Origin of the sequence: Mucilaginibacter phyllosphaerae (genome assembly GCF_004378255.1) — a bacterium.
Taxonomy (GTDB): Bacteria; Bacteroidota; Bacteroidia; order Sphingobacteriales; family Sphingobacteriaceae; genus Mucilaginibacter; species Mucilaginibacter phyllosphaerae.
The window spans coordinates 134,109-159,744 of the sequence record NZ_SNQG01000001.1 but is presented as its reverse complement, the minus strand read 5'-3'; the positions used below and the strand labels follow the sequence as shown (position 1 = coordinate 159,744).

Annotated in this window: 16 protein-coding genes; 3 read left to right on the top strand and 13 right to left on the bottom strand. The window is 42.0% G+C overall.

The window, feature by feature from the left end; genetic code table 11:
- The first annotated feature begins 168 nt into the window (after positions 1-168).
- From E2R65_RS00670 to E2R65_RS00660, 3 genes are read left to right on the top strand one after another with little or no spacing between them, the layout of a single operon-like run.
- Complete coding sequence (locus E2R65_RS00670; protein ID WP_134334551.1) at positions 169-2,982, top strand: TonB-dependent receptor; 2,814 nt, start codon at positions 169-171, stop codon at positions 2,980-2,982.
- Positions 2,983-3,010: 28 nt separating this feature from the next.
- Positions 3,011-4,273, top strand: coding sequence for a right-handed parallel beta-helix repeat-containing protein (locus tag E2R65_RS00665; protein ID WP_134334550.1), 1,263 nt, complete (start codon positions 3,011-3,013; stop codon positions 4,271-4,273).
- A 55-nt stretch (positions 4,274-4,328) separates the two neighbouring features.
- Positions 4,329-5,339 carry a phytase gene (locus E2R65_RS00660; RefSeq protein WP_229704585.1) on the top strand — a complete coding sequence of 337 codons (1,011 nt, stop codon included), beginning with the start codon at positions 4,329-4,331 and terminating at the stop codon, positions 5,337-5,339.
- An 88-nt stretch (positions 5,340-5,427) separates the two neighbouring features.
- Here E2R65_RS00660 and E2R65_RS00655 read toward each other — a convergent pair whose 3' ends face one another.
- The 13 genes from E2R65_RS00655 to E2R65_RS00595 form a co-directional block, all read right to left on the bottom strand.
- Positions 5,428-6,459 carry a cytochrome d ubiquinol oxidase subunit II gene (locus tag E2R65_RS00655; protein WP_134334549.1) on the bottom strand — a complete coding sequence of 344 codons (1,032 nt, stop codon included), beginning with the start codon at positions 6,457-6,459 and terminating at the stop codon, positions 5,428-5,430.
- Positions 6,456-7,781: a cytochrome ubiquinol oxidase subunit I gene (locus tag E2R65_RS00650; RefSeq protein WP_134334548.1), complete on the bottom strand. Its 1,326-nt coding sequence runs from the start codon at positions 7,779-7,781 to the stop codon at positions 6,456-6,458. The genes E2R65_RS00655 and E2R65_RS00650 overlap by 4 nt, the downstream gene beginning before the upstream one ends.
- A 359-nt stretch (positions 7,782-8,140) precedes the next feature.
- Positions 8,141-9,556 carry a TolC family protein gene (locus E2R65_RS00645; protein ID WP_134334547.1) on the bottom strand — a complete coding sequence of 472 codons (1,416 nt, stop codon included), beginning with the start codon at positions 9,554-9,556 and terminating at the stop codon, positions 8,141-8,143.
- Between the two features lie 104 nt (positions 9,557-9,660).
- Complete coding sequence (locus tag E2R65_RS00640) at positions 9,661-12,873, bottom strand: efflux RND transporter permease subunit (RefSeq protein ID WP_134334546.1); 3,213 nt, start codon at positions 12,871-12,873, stop codon at positions 9,661-9,663.
- 118 nt (positions 12,874-12,991) lie between these two features.
- Positions 12,992-14,128, bottom strand: a complete 1,137-nt coding sequence (locus E2R65_RS00635; protein WP_134334545.1) for an efflux RND transporter periplasmic adaptor subunit — start codon at positions 14,126-14,128, stop codon at positions 12,992-12,994.
- A 305-nt stretch (positions 14,129-14,433) separates the two neighbouring features.
- Complete coding sequence (locus tag E2R65_RS00630; protein WP_134334544.1) at positions 14,434-15,036, bottom strand: TetR/AcrR family transcriptional regulator; 603 nt, start codon at positions 15,034-15,036, stop codon at positions 14,434-14,436.
- Positions 15,037-15,139: 103 nt separating this feature from the next.
- The gene (locus tag E2R65_RS00625) at positions 15,140-15,616 is read right to left on the bottom strand and encodes a MarR family winged helix-turn-helix transcriptional regulator (protein ID WP_134334543.1); all 477 of its coding nucleotides are present in this window, start codon (positions 15,614-15,616) and stop codon (positions 15,140-15,142) included.
- 48 nt (positions 15,617-15,664) lie between these two features.
- Positions 15,665-18,235 (bottom strand): DUF5686 and carboxypeptidase-like regulatory domain-containing protein, encoded by a 2,571-nt coding sequence (locus E2R65_RS00620; protein ID WP_134334542.1) that lies wholly within the window; start codon positions 18,233-18,235, stop codon positions 15,665-15,667.
- A gap of 38 nt (positions 18,236-18,273) precedes the next feature.
- Positions 18,274-18,570 carry a hypothetical protein gene (locus E2R65_RS00615; RefSeq protein WP_134334541.1) on the bottom strand — a complete coding sequence of 99 codons (297 nt, stop codon included), beginning with the start codon at positions 18,568-18,570 and terminating at the stop codon, positions 18,274-18,276.
- A gap of 232 nt (positions 18,571-18,802) precedes the next feature.
- A complete protein-coding gene (locus E2R65_RS00610; protein ID WP_134334540.1) occupies positions 18,803-21,376 on the bottom strand; it encodes a BamA/TamA family outer membrane protein in 2,574 nt (857 codons plus the stop codon).
- A gap of 33 nt (positions 21,377-21,409) precedes the next feature.
- Entirely contained in the window at positions 21,410-22,297 is an 888-nt protein-coding gene (locus tag E2R65_RS00605) for an SdiA-regulated domain-containing protein (protein WP_134334539.1), read from the bottom strand.
- A gap of 2 nt (positions 22,298-22,299) precedes the next feature.
- Entirely contained in the window at positions 22,300-24,336 is a 2,037-nt protein-coding gene (gene ppk1 / locus E2R65_RS00600; RefSeq protein ID WP_134334538.1) for a polyphosphate kinase 1, read from the bottom strand.
- Between the two features lie 2 nt (positions 24,337-24,338).
- Positions 24,339-25,595: a Pycsar system effector family protein gene (locus E2R65_RS00595; RefSeq protein ID WP_134334537.1), complete on the bottom strand. Its 1,257-nt coding sequence runs from the start codon at positions 25,593-25,595 to the stop codon at positions 24,339-24,341.
- Positions 25,596-25,636: the final 41 nt, after the last annotated feature.

Here is a 25,636-nt window from a genome sequence, read left to right as displayed (position 1 = left end):
TTATAATTATAAGTTATTGATAATCAATAATTTATTTATTGTTGTTGCTTTTTGATATACAAGCATTGTAACGGTGTTGCCTTTTGGTAACCCTTTAAATTTCATTTGTTACCTGATGTGTACACACCTTTGCAGTGTCATTTTAAAAATGAATATTATCACACAGCAATGAATAAAACTTTACAGATCCTGTTAGCCCTGCTATTTTGTGCCTCAATAGCCAGTGCCCAAAAAATTAAAGGCCACGTGTACGATAAAAAATCCGGCGAAGCACTGGTAGGTGCAACCGTTGTTTTAGATAACACGGGCAAAGCCACCAGCACCGGGCTGGATGGTTCTTTCGAAATAAAAGGCGTGGCAGAAGGGCCTGCTACTATTCGCATTAGCTACCTTACCTATAAAACCGTTGTGCAGGCTATAACCGTTTTGCGTAAGGATAACCCGCACGTAAAGATCTACATGGAATCGGCGTCTAAAGATCTGGGTGAAGTTACCGTACGTGCCACAGCAAGCGGCTCTAATGAACGTGATGCCCGCCGGATAGAGCAGAACGCCACACAGGTAATGAACATCGTTTCTGGCCGCGCCATTGAGGTGTCGCCCGATTTGACAGTTGCCAACGTAATGCAGCGTGTATCCGGCGTATCTATCGAGCGTAACAGCAACGGCGATGGCCAGTATGCTATTTTGCGCGGTATGGATAAACGCTATAACTACACGCTGGTTAACGGCGTAAAAATCCCCAGCCCGGATAATAAATACCGCTATGTACCGCTGGATCTTTTCCCTGCCGACTTGTTAGACAGGTTAGAGGTTTATAAAACACTTACCCCAAATTTAGAGGGTGATGCTATTGGTGGTGCCGTAAACATGGTGATGAAGAATGCGCCCGATCATTTCCAGATCAACGCCAACATTGCTACCGGTTACAGCCAGCTATTCTTCGACCGTAACTTTACCAGCTACGATGCCTCGGGCATTAATCATAAATCTCCTTATGATTTAAACGGTAGTCAATACAAAGCAACCCAGGCCGATTTCTCTAAAGGTACTTTAGATTATACCTCTAAAAAACCGGCACCAAATATGGTGGGCAGTATGTCAATCGGTCAGCGTTTTTTGGATAGCAAATTGGGCGTGGTTTTAGCAGGTAGTTACCAAAATACCTATCGCGGTAGCAACAGTACCTTCTATAACTCGGATGTTGTGGGTACCGATGCTTATGCTAAAATTACCAGCCAAAGCTATCGCCAGTATTCTGAACAGCAAAAGCGTTTAGGCTTACACGGTAAGCTGGATTATGTTTTCAACAGTAATAACAAAATTAGCCTATACAATGTGTACGTAAACTTAAAAAATCAGCAATTGCGTGATCAGGTTACTACAAATTACAACAACAGCGTTTACAGCGAAAGCAATGGAAACAATGCCGAATTGGTTTACAGCACCCGCAGCCGTTTAACCGAGCAGCAGATCTACAACAGTACCTTACATGGCGATCATAAGTTTTTTGACGGCAAATTTAAAGTACAATGGTCTGGCGTGTATTCAACAGCTAAAAATGATGTGCCTGATAATGCAACCGTAAACCTGAATGCTTTAAAAACAGGTGATCAAATAGCCAAATTATCTTTAGTGAACACCAACCCCATAGAAAGGCGCTGGGAGCGCAATACCGATGAAGATAAGGCCGGCTATTTAGACCTTACCTATACCGTTAAAACAGCAGGAGATAACAAGATAGATTTTATGGCCGGTGGTTTATACCGCGATAAACAAAGAAGCAGCTATCTTAACAAATATAATCTTTATGCTCCGCAGGTTCCTGTTCCGGGTTCAACTACAGGTGAAACAAGATCTCCGTTATATGGGGTTGATTTCCAAAACTATACAGACCTGAATCTGGAGGTAAGTAACCAACAGGGAGGTGTAAACAATTCGCTTACCTATGATGCACACGAAAAAACCGGTGCAGGTTATGGTATGTTTAAATACACATCCAATAAATTAGAGATTATTGCCGGTGCCAGGGTAGAACATACCGACCAGGGTTATAACATGCTGTTCCCACAGGGTGAAACAAGGCCTACTGGCAGCCAGGTTTATACAGATGTATTGCCAAGTGCAACCTTAAAATATCACTTAACAGATAAAGCCCAGTTACATGCATCGTATTACAAAGCATTGAACCGCCCGGGTTTTTATGAAATTGTACCAAGCAAAATCGTGAATGAAGAGTATGAGGAACGCGGTAACCCCGACTTGAAACGTGCCCTTGCCGATAACTACGATTTGCGTTACGAATTATTCCCGGGTGCATCAGAGCAGTTATTAGTAGGTGCATTTTATAAAAGGATAAAAGACCCAATTGAATTTACCTTCCAGTCGGATGCTACCCGCCCGCAGGATATTTTTTATACCCCCGGCAACTTTGGTACAGCCAATAACTATGGTGCCGAGATAGACTACATTAAATTTTTTAACAAAATAGGCATCAAAGCCAACTATACTTATACCCATTCACGCATTACCACGCCTAAAAAATCGCGTAGGATAAACGAAACCACCGGCGACCAGGAAGCGTTTTTGGTTAATCAAAGCCGCCCGCTTTACGGCCAGTCAGAGCATATTGCCAACGTATCTTTATTATATAAAGACACCAAAAAAGGTTGGGACCTGCAACTGGCGGGTGCTTACACCGGTCCGCGTATCAATACCGTATCACAGTTTCTGAATAATGATCTTTGGCAAAAAGGTTTCATCCAGGTAGATGCATCGGCAGAAAAACGATTTAAAAACAACATAAGCGTATTTGTAAAGGCCGGTAACATTGTAAACACGCCAACCAAATTGTACATTAAAGGTACCAATCCCGCTAATGAAACTATTAAAGAAAAGCTGGTTTCAAACGGCCAAACTTTAATACGTGCCGATTACTATGGCCAAAGCTATTTATTAGGTGTAAGGTATAAATTCAATTAACTGATATAAGCATTCAAACATAATCAAGATGAAATTAAAACAAGTTTTAGCAGTATTAGCTATCAGCACTGTAGCTTTTACAGGTTGCGAAAAAGCGAATAAAGGCGTGGATACAACGCCTACCAATGGTTCGGCAATAGGTGAAGTATCCGGTATCTGGTCAAAAGGCAGTGTGCACGAAATCAAGGGAGATATCATCATCCCGGCAGGGCAAAGCCTCACTATAGAAGAAGGGGTAACCGTTTTAATGGATGTAACCGCAAAGCCCGAAGTTGTGGTAATGGGCAACCTATACTCGTTAGGTACTATAGAAAACCCTGTAAAGTTTACCGTAAGTGATGCTTACAGAACAACTGAAAATAAATTTGGTAAACTATGGGGTGGTATTTTAGCCGGCCCAACCTGTGCCGAACTGGTGCTTGACCATACTATATTAGAGTATGGCGGTGCAACCACTTCAGATGCATCAACATCTGTAAAAATGGGTTTATATAAAGCAGTAGCCGGCGAAAACCTGCCGGCCCTATGGTTCTCTAACATTAACGGTAAACTCATTGTTCAAAACAGCATCATCCGTAACTTTCAGGAAGATTGTACCTATATAGAAGGTGGTAAAAGCATTTTTGCCAATAATGTATTTTACACAACCGGTGTTACAGGTGGTGAGGCCATGAACTTTAAATCGGGCTGTTTGGCAGATGTGGCTTACAACCTGGTTTACAGCACAAATACCAATGCCCTTAAATTATCAAACAGTGGCGACCGCACGCCACAGGCTTATATTATAGCCTATAACAATACTATGGTTAATACCGGTTGGAGAAGGCCAACTGCTAAAGGTGGTTCTGTTTGGTTAGAGGCTACTGTGCGTGCCGACTTGTATAACAACCTGTTTGCCAATACCCGTTTTGGTGTTAAGCGCGATCCAAAGAAGCCGGAAGATAAAAGATCTGTTTATAGCAACAACTGGTATTATGGTTTCGACCAAACAACGGTAAATCAGTTCCAGGTGGGTAAAAATGATATTGTTGCCGGTACAGATGATGTACGCGGTACAACTGCAGGCCAAAACGATCCTAAATTTGTTAACTTTCCGTTGGATAACCCGGTATTAAGCGCAGATTTTAACACCGCCTGGGATTTTCACCTGCAGGGTAACTCACCGGCTTTGGGTAAAGGCATCACTACCTTTACACGTAACCACAAAGCAGGTATCACTACTGCAAATGGTATTACTTACGTTTCGCCGGAGCCTGCTGTTTATGTTGGTGCTTACGGTACTAAATTGTAAATGGATGATAGGGAAAAATATATATTATTTGGCACCGTTGGCATTACTGTCGTTAATGTCTTGCAAGCCTGTGGTTGATACCAACGCCGTTAAACCGGCAATTATTACCGAAGCTGTGGCGCATGACAGTGATGACCCTGCCATCTGGATAAATAAGGCTGACCCGGCCAAAAGCCTGGTAATAGGTACAGACAAAGATGCCGATGGCGCTTTGTACGTGTTTGACCTGCAGGGGAAGATCATTGCTGATAAAGTGGTAAGGGGACTGAAGCGCCCAAACAATGTTGACCTGGCTTATGGCCTGATGCTGAACGGTAAACCAACTGATATTGCAATTACAACCGAACGCATGAGCCGCAAGCTGCGAATTTATTCGCTGCCGGATATGAAACCGGTTGATAATGGCGGTATTGATATGTTTGTAGGCGAAACAGGTATGGAGTATCGCGACCTGATGGGTATTTCTATCTACACAGCCAAAAATGGTAAAATGTATGCCATTGTTGGCCGTAAGAACGGCCCCAAAACCGGCGGCTATATCTGGCAGTATCTGCTGGGTGATGATGGCAAGGGTAATGTAAAAGCTACTCTGGTACGCAAATTTGGCGAATATAGCGGTAAAAAGGAGATAGAATCTATAGCGGTTGATAACGAACTGGGCTACATCTATTATTCTGATGAGCAAACGGGCGTTCGCCAATACTATGCCGACCCTGAAAAGGGTAACAAGCAATTATTCATGTTTGGTACCACCGGCTTTAAGGCCGATCACGAAGGGATCTCGATCTACAAGCTAACGGATAGCACCGGTTATATCCTGGTGTCAGACCAGGGCGCAAACCGTTTCCAGATCTTTAGCCGCGAGGGTACCAAGCAAAACCCTTTTGAGCATAAGCTATTAAAGATAGCCGATGTACAGGCCACCCAAAGCGATGGATCTGACGTAGTGAATGTGCCGTTGAACAATACCTTTAAGCATGGCTTATTTGTGGTGATGAGCGACGATAGAACATTCCATTATTACCGCTGGGAAGATATAGCCGGTAAGGAATTAAAAGTAAAATAAATTTCAGTCCGAAAGTTTCATGTCTGCAAGTCTGGAAGATGCTTCGTTTTATCTTTCGGACTTGCAGACTTTTCCGACCTCGGGGCATCTAATGCCCATGCACATCACCATCTGCCTGCTCTGGCTTTTGTTGAAAGCTCCAAACCAGGTAGATCAGCGCAGGTAGGATGAAAATGCTCCCGGCCAGTAAAGCTATCCCTAATGCCTGAATGGTTTTTTCGGTCCCCTGATCTGCTAAGAGCGACAGATGCCCGCCATTTTTCAGGATGATGATATTGGGGTAGTGCCTGTAGGTTGTGGTCAGCAGGATCATCGTCATCTGGAAACCGGCCAGCACACGGATGATATAGCGCTTACCCTTGCCTATCAGATACCATAAAACGATGAGCGAAATCGTAGCCGCACTTACGGCCGCTACACCGATAATATTACCGAACACCCATTGCACCAAGGGTATTTTCTCTTTAACGGATGCGATAAAAACCACCGAGCCGGCTACAACCGCAGCCACGTTCATGATACGGGCTTTACGGATAAAACCTTTTCGTTCGGCATCGTCATCCGTTTCGCCGATAAGGTAAATAGCTGCCAGGAATCCGCACAGCGCAACCGTAAAAAAGCCAATAGCTACCGAAAACCAGTTAAGCCAGCTGTAAATGTAGGCATCCAAAAAATTAGTGGCCTGCGGGTCTACCCGCCCGGATACGGCGCTACCTGCAATGATGCCCAAAAACAGTGGCGTTATAAAACTGGAGTAAACAAAGATCTTGTTATAAACTTTCTGCATGTTATCATGCACCGCATCATAATTACGGAAGGTGAGGGCCGTACCCCGTGCAATGATCCCCATCAGCATCACGGTAAGCGGGATATGCAGATAGGTAGACATGGTGGCGTAGATCACTGGGAAACCTACAAACAATATTACAATAGCGATGATAAGCCACATGTGGTTAGCCTCCCAGATGGGGCCAATGGCGTTGTACATAATGCGCCGTGTGCGCGATTTGTTTTTGGTTGATGTAAACAGCTCGATAATGCCCGCGCCAAAATCTGCGCCACCCATCACTAAGTAAAGCAGTAGTGCAACCCATAAAAAAACAATTACAACGTATATCATGCTTTTACCGGTTTAGGGTTATCATAAATTTCGGGTACCATTTTTATTTGCCTGTATAACAGGAATATAACCGCAAGGCTCAACGTAAAATAAACGGCTGTGAACAGGTAAAAAGAATAATGGATACCAGGCATCGGCGTTACGGCATCGGCAGTACGCATTACACCCTGTATGATCCAGGGCTGGCGGCCAACCTCGGTCACTGTCCAGCCGGCTTCTACGGCAATAAAGCCAACCGGCGTTGCCCATACAAACAGCCGCAAAAACCAGCGCTTATCAAACCAGCTTTTCTTTTTCCAGAGGGCGATGAGATATAGCACTCCCAAGCCCATCATCAGCATCCCCAGGGCTACCATGATCTGAAAAGCGTAATGTGTTACTGCAATGGGCGGCTGATCGCGTTTTGGAATCGTATCGAGGCCTTTTACGGGCGTTTTAAAGTCGTCGTGAACCATAAAACTGAGCATGCCGGGCAGCTCAATGGCGTAATCTACCTTTTTGTTTTTTACATCCGGTATCCCGCCAATAATGAGCGGGGAATAGGGCTTGGTTTCGAAATGAGCTTCCATCGCGGCAAGCTTGGCAGGCTGCCTTTTGGCAACCATTTTAGCCGATATATCGCCGCTTAAAGGCTGTAGTATGGCGGCTATCACGCCAAATATAGCTGCAATTTTAAAGGCTTTGGTATGAAAGTTAATGTTTTGTTTACGCATCACCATTAACGCATGTACACCTGCTACGGCAAATCCAGTTGCCGCAAAGGCAGCAACGCACATATGCAGCGCCTGAGAAAACCAGGCCGGGTTAAACATCGCTTTTACAGGGTCGATGTTGGTGTATTTGCCATTTATAAGATCGAAACCTGTCGGGCTATTCATCCACGCATTAGCTGCAACTACCAGTATGCCAGATAATAAGCCGCTGATACCCACCACAACACCCGTAAACCAGTGGAACCAGCGGTTAAACCTCTTCCACCCGTACAGGAAAAAGCCAAGGGCTATCGCTTCAATAAAAAAGGCTGTTCCTTCCAAAGAAAAGGGCATGCCAAAGATGGGTCCTGCATGTTTCATAAAAGTTGGCCAAAGCAGCCCAAGCTCAAAAGAGAGTACCGTGCCTGACACCGCGCCGGTAGCAAAAAAGATAGCCACGCCTTTGCTCCAGGCTTTTGTTACATTCTGGTAAATCGGGTTGCCTGTGCGCAGCCACAAAAAATGCGATACTGCCATGAAGAATGGCATCACCATGCCTATGCACGAAAAGATGATGTGAAAGCCCAGGGACAATGCCATTTGCGACCTGGCGGCCATAAAATTATCCATGCTGCAAGTTTAAGTACTATACAAATGTTTACGCACATAAATCGCACATTTTTAGTAATTTAGAACGAATAATAATAACACAAAAGCCAATTGTGCTATTGATGTTTTGCGACTAAATAAGTACAAGTTAGCAGCGCGTGTTTAACTTTGTACCAATGCAGCATCTGCGGAGGTGCCATAGCCGTTTACCAGCGTTCCTTTACATTTTCTTTGGATGATGAGATAGCATTTAATAAGTTTGGCAGTCAACGTTTTATTTCTTTTCCTTTTAATTACAGCCTTTGGCGATAATTTGCCATAAAAAAGCCACCACCCTAAAACAGGGCGGCGGCTATCACTCATCACTCATCCTGACGTTCTTATTTCCAACCTCCGCCTAATGAGCGGTATAGGTTAGATATTGCGCTTAACTGTGCACGTTTTAAAGAAGCCAGTTCCAATTCGCTTTGCAGTACGTTACCTTGCGCGGTTATTACCTCCAGGTAGGTGGCCATACCATTTTTAAATAGCAGGTTGGCATTACCGGTTGCCTGCTGCAGGGTAGTTACCCTGTTGGCTGCTATTGCTTGCTGCGATTTTAATTTTTCGATAGCTACCAAGGCATCAGATACTTCGCCAACTGCATTTAATACCGATTGGCGAAACTGTAATACGTTTTTTTCACGATCTACTTTAGCTACTTCATATTGGGTTTTCAGTTTTTTGCGATTAAACAAAGGCTGTGTTATACCACCTGCAACCGTACCAAATAACGAAGCAGGGATGTTAAACCAGTTGCTTGATTTGAAAGAATTTACACCACCCGATGCGGTGATGGTTAAAGCGGGATACATATTCGCTTTAGCAATACCTACCTGTGCATTAGCAATATTAAGGGCCAGTTCGGCGCTTTTAACATCGGGCCTGCGGCTAACAATGGCCGATGGTAAGCCGGCAGGTAAGTTCTCTGCGATCTGTAGATCAGATAACGTGCTGCTTCGTTCAATCCGGTTAGGTAATGCACCCGTGAGGATGCGCAGAGCGTTTTCTTGTATAGTAATATTCTGCTCAAATTGTGGCACCAGTTGTGAAGCTGCCAGGCGTTGTGCTTCGGCTTGTTGTACAGCTAAAGAAGTTACCTGCCCGGCATCAAACTGTAAGCGAATAATACGCAGGGTACTATCATTTAACTTAACATTCTTTTGGGCGATGGTCAATTGTTCATCCAGCATCAGCAGATTATAATATCCCTGGGATACACTTGCTACAATATTGGTTTGGATAGCCTTCTTGGCCTCGGTGGTTTGCAGGTAAGCAGCCAGGGCTGCTTTATTTTGGTTGCGGATCTTACCCCAGATATCAGCCTCCCAGGAAAGCGCAAGATTGGCCGAGTAATCTTCGATATGTTTGGTGGGTACACCAAAAGTGCTCAGGCTTAAACCGTTCAAACTATTGTCAGACGGGCGACTGGTGCTGGCCGTAACATTCAGGTTTACCTGTGGGGTATAATTCCATTTTACCTGTTTAAATAAAAGCTGCGATGCCTCGATGTTTTTAACAGCTATCTGCATATCATAATTGTTTACAATAGCGCTGTCTATCAGTTTTTGCAGTGTGGCTTCTGTAAAAAAGTTTTTCCATTGTATATCGGCAATGCTGGTTGTATCACTGCTTTCAACAGCATTTCTAAATGCTACAGGTAAAGCAGGTTTAGGTGTTTCTACATTTTTAGAAACATTACAAGCGCTTAATATTGTAAGCAGTATAACAGCGGTTGTATTAATTATATTTTTCATTGTGTTGTATGATTAATATGTAGCTTCTGCGCAACCCTTTCATGAAGCGAAGTGGCAGAAGCAAATTTTATATACCTCTCTCAAAAAGAGAGGGGAAAAGGTTCTTATTTCAATTCCAGTTCTTCCACGTATTTATCATCTTTAGCATCCGGATTGTAATTTTTATCAAGATGCCTTGATAGTGGTGCACCGGTGATTTTTTCCTGCAGATGCTGGAATACCACAAATAATACCGGTATCAGGAATAAACCGATAATTACGCCTGATACCATTCCGCCTGCGGCACCAATACTAATGGAGTGGTTACCCTGTGCGGAAGGGCCGGTTGCAATACTCATCGGGAATAAACCGAATACAAATGCCATAGACGTCATGATGATAGGGCGGAGCCTTGATTTGGATGCCTCGATAGCTGATTCAACCAGTCCATAACCTGCCTTGCGGCGTTGTACTGCAAACTCAATGATCAGGATGGCATTTTTAGCCAGCAAACCAATCAGCATGATCAGCGCTACCTGTACATAAATGTTGTTTTCGATGCCGGTTAAGCCCAATACTACAAACACACCAAAGATACCTGTAGGGATAGATAGGATAACCGCCAGCGGCAGGATATAACTTTCATACTGTGCCGATAGCAGGAAGTAAACAAACACTAAACACAGCGCAAATACAATGGCCGACTGCCCGCCCGATGAGATCTCTTCGCGGGTTTGGCCAGAGAATTGGTAATCAAAACCTTGCGGTAATTCCTCTTTAGCGGTTTCCTGTATTGCCTTAATTGCATCACCAGAACTGTAACCCGGTTTAGGAATGGCGTTTACCTGGATGGAGTTGAACAGGTTATAACGCGAAGCAGTTTCTGAACCATATACACGCGTTAATTTTACCAAGGTGTTGATAGGCACCATTTCGCCGGTTTTGTTTTTTACGAATACACGGTCGATAGATGCAGGATCAGTGCGGTCGGCAATATCAGCCTGTATAACTACACGATAATATTTACCAAAGCGGTTAAAATCTGATGCCTGGGCACTACCAAAGTAGGCTTGCATGGTTTGCAAAATATCCTTAACATTTACGCCAAGCTGGTTAGCTTTATCATCATTAACTTCTAATTGTAATTGTGGGTAGTCTGCTTTAAAGGTGGTAAATGCATAAGCTACAGCAGGTTTAGCCATCAGTTTACCAATAAAGTTGTTGGCTACACCGCTAAATTTATCCAGCTTGCCACCGGTTTTATCTTGTAATACCAGGTCAAGCGCTTCTACGTTACTAAAGCCCGGTACAGTAGGGAAGCTAAACACAAAGAATGTACCGCCTGTTACAGCTGCTAACTGGCCACGTATGGCATCTTGTATGGCGTTAATGTCTTTCATTTCGCCACGCTCTTCATTAGGTTTCAGCAGTACAAACACTACCGCTGCCGATGGGCTGTTAGAGTTGGTTAACAGGTTAAAGCCCGAAATTGCCGTAACAAATCTTGCAGAAGGCAATGCCCTCAATTTAGCTTCAGCTTCATTCAGGATTTTGGTAGTGCCATCTAATGATGTGCCCGATGGGGTAGATACCGAAATAGCCACAAAGCCCTGATCTTCTGTTGGGATAAAGCCCGATTTGGTTGTATTTACCAAATAAATAGTAACCAAAGTGATTAATGCCAAACCGCCCATACTTAACCATTTGTGGTTGATGAGAAATTTAAGGCCACCTACATAACGGTTGGTAACCGCCGTAAAGCTGGTATTAAAACCATCAAAGAATTTTTGTTTAAAGCTGCGTTTTCGGTTTAGTGTACCATCTGCTTTTACAGAATGGTTATCTTTTAAGAACAAAGCTGCCAAAGCAGGGCTTAAGGTTAACGCATTGATTGCAGATATAACAATAGCGATAGACATGGTAAAGGCAAACTGCCTGTAGAATATTCCGGTAGAACCATCCATAAAGCCCACCGGTAAAAATACCGCCGCCATTACCAATGTAATAGAAATGATAGCGCCTGTAATTTCATGCATGGCTTCTGTAGTGGCAGCTTTAGGTGCAAGATGGCTGTTCTCCATTTTGGCGTGCACAGCCTCTACTACCACTATGGCATCATCCACTACAATACCTATAGCAAGCACCAGCGCAAACATGGTTAACAGGTTGATAGAGAAACCAAACAATTGCATAAAGAAAAACGTACCCAAGATAGCAACCGGAACGGCTATTGCCGGGATCAATGTCGATCTGAAATCCTGCAGGAAGATATAAACCACGATGAATACCAGTATAAAGGCTTCTATCAGTGTGTGCTGCACCTGTGATATAGATTCATCTAATGCGGTTTTAGTGCGGTAAAACTGGTTCCACTCTATGCCTTTGGGGAAATCTTTGGCGGCCTTTTCCATTACTTTATCTACCGCTAACTGGATCTCGTTTGCATTTGAACCGGCAAGCTGTATCAAACCGAAACCAATACCATCCTTGCCATTTAGGTGAGTGAAGCTACTATATGAATATGCGCCAAGTTCAACACGGGCAACATCTTTTAAATGCAATATGGATCCATCTGCGTTGGCGCGGATGGCAATATTCTGATATTCTTCGGGTTTAGTAAGCTTACCTTTGTATTTGATAACATATTCAAAAACTTCTTTACTACGTTCGCCCAGCTTACCGGGGGCAGCTTCCAGGTTTTTATCCTGAATAGCAGCCATTACTTCGGCAGGCGTTATTTTGTAGGCGGCCATTTGGTTAGGGTTTAACCAAACGCGCATGCTATAATCTTTAACACCGCCAAATATTATGGCCGAACCAATGCCCGGGATCCGTTTGATTTCCGGAATGATGTTGATCTGCGCGTAGTTGGCAACAAATGTCTGGTCATATTTTTTAGGATCGGTTGTATAAATACCAACAGCACCAATTAAGCTGTTTTGCTGTTTGGTGGTGGTGATCCCTTGTTGTACAACTTCGGCAGGTAACTGGCTGGTAGCCTGTGTTACACGATTTTGAACGTTAACCGCAGCCTGATCAGGATTGGTGCCTTGTTTAAAATAAATGGTAATAGCTAATGAACCATCATTACTTGCGGTGGAGCTCATGTAGCTCATATTTTCTACACCGTTAATAGATTCTTCCAGCGATGGCGCTACAGAACGTAATACGGTCTCGGCATTTGCGCCGGGGTAAACAGCGGTTACCAATACTGCCGGCGGGGCAATATCAGGGAATTGCTGTAAGGGGAGTTTTGTTAAACCCAGTACACCCAGTATCACCAGCAATATGGAGATAACGGTTGATAGTACAGGCCTTTCTATAAATTTTTGAAACATGATCTTTTAGTTAGAGAGCCAGGATATAAGGAAGCAGGAGACAAGACACCATTCGGTATCACCCTTTTTCCTCCTATCTTTATTGTTGATTCTTGAATTCTTGTGTCTATTCCCTGAATTAGTTTTTTGCTACAGCAGCTGCTTTATCAACAGATTTTTGAGGAGCTATAACGGTTCCTTCCTGCAGGCGGTCTACGCCGCTTAATACGATCTGGTCGCCGGCTTTAACACCATCTTTAACCAGATAATTGGTGCCGCTTGTGCCAATAATAGTTATAGGTGCTTTTTTAACCTTGTTACTATCGGCCAAAGCAAAAACAAATACCTTGTCCTGCATTTCTATCGTAGCCGATTGCGGTACAATTAAGGCATCAGGGTGTGGCAGGCTTAATCTTACTTTCCCTGTATTGCCAGATCTTAATAAACCTTGCGGATTAGCAAAAGTTGCCCTTACTGTAATAGCGCCTGTAGTTTTATCAAACTGGCCGTCAATTACATCTATCTTACCTAATTTGGCGTATTCGCTGCCATCAGCTAATAATAGGGCTACTGAAGGCAGGTGTTTCAGTTTATCTTTAAGTGTAGCGCCTGCATATTGGTCTTTGAACCCCACAAAATCTTTTTCGCCAAGTGCAAAGTAAACATGCACATCATGCACATCGGATAATTGCGTTAAAGCCTCCACATCCTGCGGAGATACCAGGCTGCCTTGTTTTTTTAATAAGCGGCCAATATACCCGCTCACCGGTGCTTTAATTAAAGTATAACCTAAGTTGATCTGTGCGCTTGCAACATTAGCTCTGGCAGACTCGATATTGGCTTTTGCTACCTGGTATGTTGCTTTAGCTGTTTTTAACTGATAGTCGGACACTACTTTATTGGCAACAAGCGGGGTTAATTTATCAATTTCTATCTGTGCATTGCCTTGTGCTGCTTCTGCTGCGTGTAAACTTGCTACTGCATTATTTAATGCGGCGCGGTAGGGCTGCTCATTTATTTTAAATATCGATTGCCCTTTGCTAACAAAGGCACCTTCGTCTACAAATACTTTGTCTAAAGCGCCGCTTACCTGCGGGCGTACTTCCACATTTACAGTGCCTTCTATAGACGCAGGATATTCCTGGTAAGTTGTTTCGTTACCCGCTGATACGGTTGCAACAGGTAATGCCGGTGGAGGGGGAGCCTGTGCCGATTGGGGCTTGGGCGAACAGCTAAATATAGCTAATGCAATGATTGCAATAAGGATGATTTTCATGATGATTAATTTTGAAGGTGAGTTGATGGGCGTTAAAGCAGCGCGTAAGCTATTGATATATATAGTGTTGTCGTTTGTTTTAGTTGTATTGTACATTGCTGTAAGTATTATTGTATGCTAATAATATAAGTTTTTAGGGATGATGATTACTGCAGCTAACGGTAACATATATTTGTTATTAACAACGGTAAACTATTTAACAGTGTTAAGTATTTAAACGCAGAATTTATTTTGTTTTCCATGAGTTTATGTTTAGAATAATATTTATAATAAATTATTAGGTTGTATTATGGAGTATAAAAAGCTTAAGGGGTGATAGACTTAATAATACCTGTAATAGCATCTCTTAAAACCTGCCTGTTAATTTTATCAGAGTCGCCACGATCTAAAAGATTAATAGAAACCAAACCATGTACTATCGACCAAAAGGTATAATACTTAGTACATATAATATCAGAATCCATATCGCTAATGCCCATTAATTGCCCGATAGAGGCAGAAAAAATATTCCATGGGCATTCCGCTTCCGGCAGCTTATTCACCATTTCGCAGCTGCAACTGGTTGTAACACCAAACATAATCTGGTAAAGTTCTTTATTAGCAAAAGCAAAATTCCAGTAGGTTAACCACATTTCTTCCAACTGATCTGCCGGTGAAGCGTGCTGATCTTTAGCCTCTTGTAGTTGCTTAGATAGTTTTAGGTAACCCTGGCGCGTCAATTCTAATAAAATAGCCTCTTTGTTGGCAAAGTATTCGTAAATAATAGGGGCAGTATATTCAATTACATCAGCTATTTTACGCATACTTAACGCCTGCCATCCTTCTTCTTTTACAATTTGTAAAGCAGCCTCCAGAATGTTAGTCCTGGTTTCTTCTTTCAAACGTAATATCCTATCCTTGCTGGCCATTATTTATTCTTATTAGATTATTTAACACTGTTAAGCAAATGTACAAGGGTAAATTATAAACCGTTTCATCTTATTGTCATTTGCTTAATTAAAAAAAATATTTTTATGGTTTTTCTTCGCTGCAGTTATATTCTTCATGAAACTTTACCAGTTTCAGCATTACTTCAATAGCAATTTCATAATTTTTACTACCTGCAACTTTTTTGTACTGCGCTTCCAGATCCATAACCTGGTTTTTAAGGTTATGGTAAAAAGCCTCGCCCTCTGTTGTGAAATACAGCATCACAACACGTGCATCATCAGGGCTTTTTTCGCTTTTTACCATATTTATGGCTTCCAGCTCTTTTATTATTTTACTGGTTGCCTGTTTGCTTACGTTCATTTTGGCGGCCAGTTCGTTATTAGAGATGCCGGTTTTACCTATGCTCATAAATAATGGCAGGTGGGCACTGTTAAAACCGGGCTGATCTATACGGCAAAGTTTTTTACCCATCCACTCATCCAGCAGGCGCTTAAGCACGTAAACCAGCTTTGGGGCAACCCTTTGGTTTTCTTCCGTTAATGTACAATTTTGTTGCATGATCAGTATCTATAACAAGTAAAAGTCAACCCGGTTTACGAATATATATTAAAAATCAAATTTCACAAAAAACCTTACACCATATTTGGGTGCACCAGGGTTATCCAGGTAAGTAAACCGCTTAACAAAATCTACACGCAGTAATTTAAATATATTACCTATACCAATGCTGCCCTCTACATAAGGTGTGCTGCCTAAAGCATAAGTGCCTGCACCACCACCGGCTGCACCCGGGAAACGGAATAACGATGGATCGTTAGCCGGGTTGTTTTCACTGCGTACACCACCCCAAAGGCTTTTAACATCGATGATCTCGCGTAGTTTAAGCTTTTTTAACAACGGTATGCGATTAAATATAAAGCCGTTAAAATTATGATCGATAGCAATGCTGGCGTAATGGTCGCTTACGAATTCCTGAAAGTTCATTAAATTATATGATTGCAACTGGAATGCATAGGTTTGGTTGGCGTGGTGTATATCCATTAAGGGGAAGGGCACTTTACCAAACAGGTAACCACCTTCGGTGCTTACATCTGTAAAACCTAATTGCGAAAGGTAAAAACGTTTGCTAATGTTACCTACCACATTCTGATAGTTGTATTCGCCGCCTAATAAGCCTTTAATGCCCTGGGTGTAATTTAGTGTAAATATTGGGTATTTATCAGGTATAGGTGTACGATACAGTTTGCCCTGATAAAACTTTTCGTGCGGAGCCCAGCGGATCTGTGCAGAAAGTTCGGTTGTTTTTACCAGATCGATGTTGTTTAATGATCCGTTAGGTAAAACATTTTGGTATAGCAAGGCACCGGCAGGCGTTTGGTTCCATTTTTTGAAGCCTAATGAATAGGAAAGGTGGTTGGTAAACTCTTTAACATAATCTAAACGGAAGATATCGTTATACAACCAGATATCGTTTGCGCCACGCTTAAATGATAACAGGAAGTTACTCTCCTGCACAAACTGCAATTCCTGTCCGGGTATTTTTGTATCGTGCTGAAAGCTGGCCCTGATGTAATTTTGCGGAAATGAATAGATAGATTTATTATTAAGAGAGTAGGTGCTGCTTAAAAAGTATTTAAACTTTTCATCTCGTGTACCATAAGCTCCGTAGGTTTCAAAATAATAACGTTTGCTTAAGGCAGGCGTGCTGCGCCCGCCTAAACGTAAACGGAAGCCTTCTACCGGGTTAAAACTATAAAAAGTATTAGCAGGGCCAACCTCAAAAGCGCCATAGTTTTTGTAACCGGCTAATACAAGCGTTGCAATATCCATTGTTTTTTTAAACGAAGGAATAGTTTGCAAGCTGTCAATATTTTTATAAATACTTGCAGATGCAGCGTCCAGCGTATCGGGGCGGGTCATTTGCCAGTAAGTATCGTCTTTATCCTCGGCATTAAGGGCTACAACCTGGGCAGGGCCTTTATAGGTATCATCTGTACGGGCATTGTTTATTACAAAGTTGTTGATGGTAACCAGGCGCTCGCCATACATGCCGCCACCTTTATTTTTGTTGATACCAAACTCAATTTTCAGGTCGCTTTGACTAAGGTGATAACGGCCGTCGTTATTTTTCTCAAATGATAACGCTGCCTGCATCTGGCGCACAAAGTTAAGATTAATGTTTTTGTTAACCGTTAACAGGGCATTTTGAACAGCATAGTTGCCATCCATCGTAATATATATTTTTCCCTCAAATAAAAGGTTATTGGTATTACGTGGGGTAAAGCTCAACTCAATTAAGTTTGGCTGTACATCTTTAAGTGTATCGGTAATAAAAAATTTATAAAATTCTGGCGAACTATTAGCAATAGGGCTTAATAACTGGTTGCTTAACAGTGATACGTTATTATCATAAATATTGATATCCTGATACATCCGGTTAAAATAAGCGGTGAGGCCCTGGTTGTCTACAAAGTTCTCATCATATTTCACCTGCTTATTGGCCGTAATTATTTGCTTTTTGGCGTAAGGCGATTTACGAAAATAGTTATCAGATGTTTTCTCTTCCTGGTACATTGGCAGCAAGGTTTTACCGCCTATAGCTGTAGAATCCTGCTCGCGAAACAGAAACTGGTAATTTTTAAAGATCTTTTTATTACGGAATTTATCGCTTAGGTTGCTTAGTGAGAAATTCATACGCTCGTACTGCTTGTACTCGGCATAATTGTAATTTTCTACCTGATTTTGTGCTTTGTGGGCAATCACCTGCCTGATCAATTCAACAGCGGGATTATTTTTATTAGTGTATTTTTTCTTCTTACCCGATTTTACTACTACTTCGCTTAAAGAGTGATTGTCTTCTACCAGGGCAATGTTGATGGTTTGATCCTGGCCGGGTGTAATATTACGTACCGCGCTGCGATACCCTACAAATGATACCTTTACCTGATTTAGGCTGTTGTCGGTTGTGGCGATGCTGTAGCGCCCTTGCCCGTTAGTACCTGCGCCCTGGGTTGTGCCGCTAAAGGTTACCGTTACATAAGCCATTGGCTGCTTTGTTTTAGCATCGGTTACTACACCGTGTACAACTGTTTGTGCATGTAGTGCAGTAAATGATGTAAGCAGCACAAACACCGTAAATATTGCTTTGTTAAATATTGTTGTAAAGAAATGTTTCATTATATGGTGTGATTGGGTAAAGGCAAAAGTTTAATGAATTATAAATTGTTATTTGCTGCAGGTTTAACTACTATTTTGCGAATGGCATTAACGGTTGCTGTTGCATAGCTGCGCACAGTAAGGGTTAAAAACTCCATATCAATATCAGCACCCAAAAAATTTTGTTTGAATCCTTCGCCTAAAACATTGATGATATATTCACTTGGAGTTGTGGTGTGCTTGGGCTTTGATATTGAAGTTGAACTGGCAGCCTCTTGTTGTGGAACAGCTGTATGATGAGTTGTCCTTTTAAAAAAAGAGTTAATATTGGGCTGAGGTATAGTTAACGATTTCATTGTAATGCTTAATAACACTACAAATGTAAACCAAGTTGACTAATATAGTCAACCAAATTTACTAATTTAACAATATTTAACTTTTTGATGACAATAGTCAGGCTAAGAGATGTTGCTATGACAAACACTGGTTTTATACAGTGATTTTTTAAAAATAAAGAAGCATGGATTATAGTGTATTAAATACACAAATAAGCCATCCTTTAAAAATAAGAATATTTATGATAAGCTTTTAAAGCCTGAAGTTTAAAGATACATAGGGGTACCAGCCTTCCTCAGAATGGCCTGCTAAAATCTGCAGAACGGTTAAACTCGCCGGCGAGAAATATAAACCGCCGCCAACGCCATGGTGCCATTTATCAGATTTTTCTTCATCGGCCCAAACCCTGCCGGTATCGTAAAAGCCGGTTAAGCCCAGTTGCCCCGGGATGATATAGCTGGCAATATTAAATAATTTTACACGGCCCTGCAGGTTATTGAAAACCATATGCCTGCCCGCAAAACGATATTGCAGATACCCAAGCAGGTTACCCTGGCCGCCTAAAAACATTGATTGGTAAAACGCCGGTTTGCCAAAGCTAACCCCGCCGCCAACACGATCTGATAGCACAACAGACCCATTAGCAGTTAGCTTTTGATAAAAGGTAAATTCGGGGCGGATTTGTAAAAAATTTTCTGAATAGCTGTTGAGGCCTGTGTATCCCTGTATATTTACGTTGATAAAGTAACCCCCGGTTACTAAAATTCCACCTTTACGTTTATTGCTGTTGAAGTTTACAGACAGGCCTAAATGCGCTTTATCCCTATCCACAATCAAACTATCGTATGAACCTATTAATGGCGCATTATTAATAAACCTGCCTGCATTATCTCCTTTATCTAAATGATAAAATTGAAAAGAAGGGCCTGCACTAATGGTGCTGCTTTTGCTGATATGCCAGCGAAGCGCAGCATCTACCTCATAAGTATCAAAACGAGTGCGATAATACCTGCGGTAGTTAGGAATTTGTTTATTAAGTACCGTGCCGTTGCCCAGGCCAAAAAAGTTTACGGTATTATCCGGCGCTTGTATGGCAGATTGTACCACTAAATCGGCCTTACCGATCGCCTGCATCCATTCGCCTACATATTTTATACGGAAGGCGTCTGTGGCAAAAGCATGTGTAAGCGTAAACTGCTGCGAACTGGTATAAGGTAATTTGCGAAAACCATCATTTTTAGTGTATTTAAAGCCGGCGCCAATCAGCAAACCATCATCAGCATTAATAGCCCCTGTAGCAAGCGGCATCCACACATTGTACGGGTTGGTTTGTACAAAAAGAGTATTCAGGGTATCGGTGCTTAAATGCTTGCTTACTTTATTTGTAAAACCCTCAAATGTTGCATTTTGGGTATCATAAACACGCACATTAGCAGTAGATTGTACCATATTGTACACCTTATTGCCGGCTTTACCGCCAATTAGTCTTAAGCTTATAGGTGATGTAGTATTGTTAATAACAATATTATCATCACCCTCAGAAACATACAGCCTGATCTCTTTTGTGATATCGGGACTATAAGCCACATTCATAATAGTATCTTTTACCTTGCCCTCTTTATTTATTTTATTTACCATTATTTGCAGGCTACTATCGGGCAGGCCGGTTATTGTCACCTTTTCGTTTTTGTTACTCAGGCGTATATCTGCAATGCGGTAAATAAGGCGATAATATTTATCCATTGTTGCGGGCATTGCAGCGCGGCGGGCTTTAAGTTTGACCAACAAAACATCATGCCCCATTTTATAAGTATCACCGGGCAGGCGGCGTAATGCTGCTTCCAGCACGTCATCGGTTTCTGCAGCTACAAAATCATCAACAACCCGCATCCACTGTTTATGCGTCATTTGCGCATTAGGATAAGGGTTTAAAAAACGCGTTTTGTAAGGGCCGTATTTGTAATTTGGTTTATAAGTAAAATCGCCCAGTAAAGGGCTTATATACGGCTGTGCTGCAATATCCGGAAACAGACCTTCTTCCAGGTGAAACACCTGATCCCGGTCTCGCGGAACGCCAATATAGGCCTTACCTTTATCTTTTTTTGTTTCGGCCCAGCGCCATTGGTCTTCGTGGCGGTCCCAGTCGCCAATCATCAAATCCAGCATACGGGCACGTAAAAAACCTTCGCCATCAAAGGTATTATCATTATCCTTGATGAGATTGGCCATCATTTTAATCGTATTGTCTGATTCTCCTATCGGTTCGCGCTCTTCCAGCAGGCAAACCAGGTTGGCAAATATCTTGCTGTATTCGCCAAGTGCTTTATCAGCTGCAACTACTCCAATAATTGGGTTGGCATAGGGTACACGTGCTGCTGCAGCCAATGGTGGCACTACCAATGCCGAAAACGGGTGCTGTCCGCTTAGTGCGTCATCCAGCCAGTCTACTGCAAAGGTTTCGCGCAGGGCGGGTGGCAAAAGTTTATCAGGCGTTTTTTCAACGCTTCGTAAAACCCATTCCTTGCCGGTTTTATCTTTTAACCTTAATGATTTTGACTGCATACCGCCGCCTTCTTTTTCGGGCGTTAGGCCACCGAAGATCTCAGATATACGTATCACCGGTAAGTTTACAGGTGTTGCCCATTCCTTGCGGTAATTAGTGCCAAAAAACCAGCGGTGTACGCTACCAACCTTATTATATGCCGGATGCACGGCTACTACCACGCTATCGCGTAAAACTGCTTTTGATGATAATACTTTTTGCGCATGCACCCATGTTATGGCTAACGGTAATATAAAAGTAGTAATAAGTAGTTTTTTTAGCATCTGGATAATTATTAAGTATGAACCGGCTTTGCTTTATTTATATTTAAACAGCAATATATTGCCTGCATTTGCTTTATCACCCTCGTTAGATACGTATAAGTTGCCTTGTTTATCAAAAGCAATACCTTCGGGTTGTAAAAATATTTTGCTGCTGATAGGGTAGGCTTCCAACACGTTCCATTGTTCATCCAGCACTACAATCAGCTTATTTACCGATGATAAAACATACCATTGTTTGGTTACCGGGTTTTTAGCTAATGCAGATGGGTGAAATTTTAATTTTGTTTTACCGGTTAAAGCAGCAATTTTCTCTACGTCGATAGTAAAGGTACCGCTTTGGTTAATATTGCCATCGGCAGCCAGGTTTAGTATGTAACCTTTGTCTTCTTTATTATGATCGGTACCTGCGCATTGTTTGCAAAGCGCATAAAGTTTGCCGCCGTCTGCATGCAGTCCTTCATATTCACCCGGTGGCAGCATTTTTTTAAATTCTTTTACAGTATTTACTTGCCCTGCTTTAACCTCTTTAAGCGGGAAACTAAACAGGCTGCCATCGCTGCGCAGTATTACGGTCTGGTTATTAATAACGGCCACATCCTCGTAATCGCCTGGTTTGCCAAACGTTACCTGGTTCACTTTGCTGTCGCCGGGGCGAAAGTAAAATATTTTTCCATCTTCATCTTGTTCGGCATAAATGGTGCCTGCATCACCGTTATTAAAGGCAATGCCCGAAATCTCCAGCAGGTCTGCAGGCATGTTATATTTTACCGGATTGCTTAGATCGTAGGCAGCAGGGGTACTTGCCGCAGGCGCTTCTTTGCTGTTTTTATCCTTATTATGCCCTTTCTTTTTTTTACCCTGGCTGCAGGATGAACCGATAATGCCTATCACTAAAATAGAAATAATGGCTGCTGTTTTCATAATTACTTGATAGATGTTAAATATTGATAAATAGCTTTTTGCGATTGCACGGCATCGCCGTTTATAGCGGGCTTAATGTGGTTCAATTTTGAATCAATTACTACTGCCTGTACATTATCATTCAGTTGCAAATTAACCAGTGTGGTTATCTGTTGTTTTATCGCATCATCATAAACCGGGAAACAAACCTCAATACGGTGATAGATATTGCGATTCATCCAGTCGGCCGATCCCATAAAAATTTCGGGTTTATTGTTGTTATTAAAAATGAAAATACGCCCATGCTCCAGGTAGCGGTCAACAATTCGTTTGATAGTGATATTTTCGCTAAGGCCTTGTATGCCGGGCACCAAACAGCATATGCTGCGTACGATCAGTTGTATTTTTACCCCCGCCTGTGATGCCTTATACAATTTATCTATCAGTACCTGTTCTTCCAGGTTATTCAATTTAATAATAATAGAAGCAGCAAGGCCCTGCTTGGCAAGTTTCATCTCGCGATCAATTAATTCCAGGAAACGGGTTTGCAGGTTAAAGCCTGCTACCAGCAGATGGTTGAATTTTATCTGGTTATTTTTATCTGGCTTATCACGTTTGGCTAAAAAAATAAACAGCAATTCCACTTCGCGTAATAGCTTGTGATTGGTGGTTAGCAGTATGTGGTCGGTATAAAATTTAGCAGTACCTTCATTAAAGTTGCCGGTTGCCAGCAAACCCGAATATATAATTCTATCGCCCTTACGGGTTTTAACTAAAGCCACTTTTGCATGCACTTTTAAAGCGGTTACGCTGTAAATAATACTTACACCGGCGTTCTTCATTTTTTTGGCCCATTTTAAGTTATTGGCCTCGTCAAAACGTGCTTTTAACTCAACTACAACGTTTACTTTCTTACCATTCCGGGCTGCACTGATGAGTGCATTTACTATCCTCGAATCGCTGGCTACACGGTAAAGGGTAACATTTATCTCTTCAACATCCGGGTTATTGGCAGCTTCGTTAAAAAAACGCAATATGGTGTGGTAAGATTGATAGGGCGTGTTCACCAGCAGGTCCTGCCGTGCCATGGTATTTACCAAAGGCTCATCATTCGTTACCGGCAGGGCAATAGCGGGCCATCTGTCGTACACAAGCCCCGGATTATTTACCGGGAAGCCCGAAAGATCTTTAAGGTTGTGGTACCGGCCGCCTTCTATGCTGCCGGCATTTTGCAGGCCCAGGTGTTGTACTACCAATTGCAGCATGCTTAAGGGCATATCCGCCTGATATAAAAAACGAGTAGCCAGGCCATTATCGCGCTTTAATAGTTGTTTTTCAATCTGCTCAGATAGCTCACCGGGATACTCATCTTTCAGATCAAGTTCTGCATCCCGGGTTATTTTAATACTGTAGCAGCCAAGTTGTTCGTCCTTAAAAAGCTTGCTCAGGTTAAAGCGTACAATATCATCTAAAAAGCAAATAAACTGCTCGTCATCACATTTGGTAACAAAAAAACGTGGCAAATTATCTGATGGAATATTTAGCAGCGTTAGTTTTTCATCACCGGCGGCATCGCGAAGCTGAATAACAAAGTACAGCTTATTATTTTCCGGGAAGAAGGTGGTATTTGCATCTAAAGTAACCGGCTGTAAAAAAGCCAATACTTCTGACAAAAAATAATCTGTTATTTCCTTCTCCAGGCTTTGGGGCAATTTGCCGTTGTACAACAGGTTTATTCCGTTTGTTTTAAGCTGTGGAATAAGCTGTTGCGTTAAAATTTCTCCAAAGCGTTTTTGTTGCAACAAAACAATATCAGATGCCTGCTGCAAAATACTTTCCTGCTCATCAGCGTCTATATCATCATTTTTTTTACCTATTTTTTTTAAGGCTTTAATAACAGGTACACGTACACGGTAAAATTCATCCAGGTTGGATGAGTAGATTGATAGGAAACGGATGCGTTCAATAACAGGCACGGTTGTAGCTGCAGCTTCTTCCAGCACACGGCCGTTAAAGCTTAACCAACTGATATCCCTGTTAAAATAGGTAGTTTTTGGCATGCTTATTTGTGGCCTTTGCTATTGTTATAAATTACGGATGCAATGATAAAAGCAATTACCGATGCAATTAGCCCAAACATAAATATGTTATAGGCAACGCGTAATAGGCGGTATTTTTTACCTAATACAACACCCTGGGCATATACGTCCTTTATCAGGCTGCCGTATAAAAATTCTTTATCCTCCATCATTTTTACCATGCCGTAGGTGTAATCCTCCAAAGGCATTTTATAAAAATTACCAAAAAAAAGCAGGTTAACACGCTTTTCATCAACATCAGATTTTTGAAATATCCCCGATGGGATAGACGGGCGTGTGGCCAGTATAGAAAAAGTCATGGCCAGTAAACTAATTGATAAAAGGATGAAAGTTGGGATGCTTAGGTATTCATACTCGGTAAGTTTACGCAGCAGTAAACTAATAATGGCTGATAGAATGATGGAATTAACCGTGATCATGATATGGGCTTTGTTATCAGCCATATCGCTTAAGCGCTGATGATTGGCAGAACTTATCCTGAACATTGTTTCGATGCCTTTTTCCGGCCGGTCTTTTTTTTTCTTTTTTTCAGAATCGTCAATAGTTGCCGGTGTATCATTTAACTGCATGGTTTGTATATATTTTTCAGATGCTGTTTCATTTTTTTGTTCCACTTCTTTTTCTGCTTTGGCTACTTTATTTTTAAGGATATTAAGGTTTTCCTGTTTGCCGCTGTTAAGTAATACCTGGCAGTAATCTGTATGATAATGATGGCCTTCTAGAAATTTTATTGATTTTTGCCGCCACTCCAGTTTGCTCATATCAGTAGCATAAAGGGCTTTCATCTCTTTAAAAAGCTTTTTGTCATTTTTAAAAAAATCATCAGTGCCTAAGTGAAAAAGGTCGGCATCACAAACTATCATATCTAAAAGCGATGCAGGTTTTTGCGGCATTTTGGTAGCCATGATGCAGCTTTTTACAGCTTCGATATCTTCATCTGCAGCATTGTACTTTTGTAAAAAGTTTTGTGCAAGTACAGCGCTTTGGGCTTCGTGATGTTCCAGATCTACCATGTAACCCAAGTCATGAAACCAGGCTGCCGTTTGTATAATAAAAAAGTCGCGGTCGTTAAGTTGGTAGTGGTTGCCTATTTGCGCAGCAGCTGTTACCATCCCTTCCGTATGTTCCTTATCGTGGTACACCAACCTGTCATCGGCATGTTTTTTATAATACTGCAAGGCGTAGTCCCTAACTTTTTGAAGCAATTCGGGGTAGTTCATGTTGTGTGTTTAGATGTAAACAGTGCCGGGTGCCAATTATT

Bases quoted from the DNA above. Each gene is read 5' to 3' on its own strand.
- E2R65_RS00615 (WP_134334541.1), bottom strand. From the start codon at position 18,570: ATGAAATCGTTAACTATACCTCAGCCCAATATTAACTCTTTTTTTAAA.
- E2R65_RS00625 (WP_134334543.1), bottom strand. From the start codon at position 15,616: ATGCAACAAAATTGTACATTAACGGAAGAAAACCAAAGGGTTGCCCCA.
- E2R65_RS00620 (WP_134334542.1), bottom strand. From the start codon at position 18,235: ATGAAACATTTCTTTACAACAATATTTAACAAAGCAATATTTACGGTG.
- E2R65_RS00630 (WP_134334544.1), bottom strand. From the start codon at position 15,036: ATGGCCAGCAAGGATAGGATATTACGTTTGAAAGAAGAAACCAGGACT.
- E2R65_RS00640 (WP_134334546.1), bottom strand. From the start codon at position 12,873: ATGTTTCAAAAATTTATAGAAAGGCCTGTACTATCAACCGTTATCTCC.
- E2R65_RS00605 (WP_134334539.1), bottom strand. From the start codon at position 22,297: ATGAAAACAGCAGCCATTATTTCTATTTTAGTGATAGGCATTATCGGT.
- E2R65_RS00610 (WP_134334540.1), bottom strand. From the start codon at position 21,376: ATGCTAAAAAAACTACTTATTACTACTTTTATATTACCGTTAGCCATA.
- E2R65_RS00670 (WP_134334551.1), top strand. From the start codon at position 169: ATGAATAAAACTTTACAGATCCTGTTAGCCCTGCTATTTTGTGCCTCA.
- E2R65_RS00655 (WP_134334549.1), bottom strand. From the start codon at position 6,459: ATGATATACGTTGTAATTGTTTTTTTATGGGTTGCACTACTGCTTTAC.
- E2R65_RS00650 (WP_134334548.1), bottom strand. From the start codon at position 7,781: ATGGATAATTTTATGGCCGCCAGGTCGCAAATGGCATTGTCCCTGGGC.
- E2R65_RS00660 (WP_229704585.1), top strand. From the start codon at position 4,329: ATGTCTTGCAAGCCTGTGGTTGATACCAACGCCGTTAAACCGGCAATT.
- E2R65_RS00665 (WP_134334550.1), top strand. From the start codon at position 3,011: ATGAAATTAAAACAAGTTTTAGCAGTATTAGCTATCAGCACTGTAGCT.
- E2R65_RS00595 (WP_134334537.1), bottom strand. From the start codon at position 25,595: ATGAACTACCCCGAATTGCTTCAAAAAGTTAGGGACTACGCCTTGCAG.
- E2R65_RS00635 (WP_134334545.1), bottom strand. From the start codon at position 14,128: ATGAAAATCATCCTTATTGCAATCATTGCATTAGCTATATTTAGCTGT.
- E2R65_RS00645 (WP_134334547.1), bottom strand. From the start codon at position 9,556: ATGAAAAATATAATTAATACAACCGCTGTTATACTGCTTACAATATTA.
- ppk1 (WP_134334538.1), bottom strand. From the start codon at position 24,336: ATGCCAAAAACTACCTATTTTAACAGGGATATCAGTTGGTTAAGCTTT.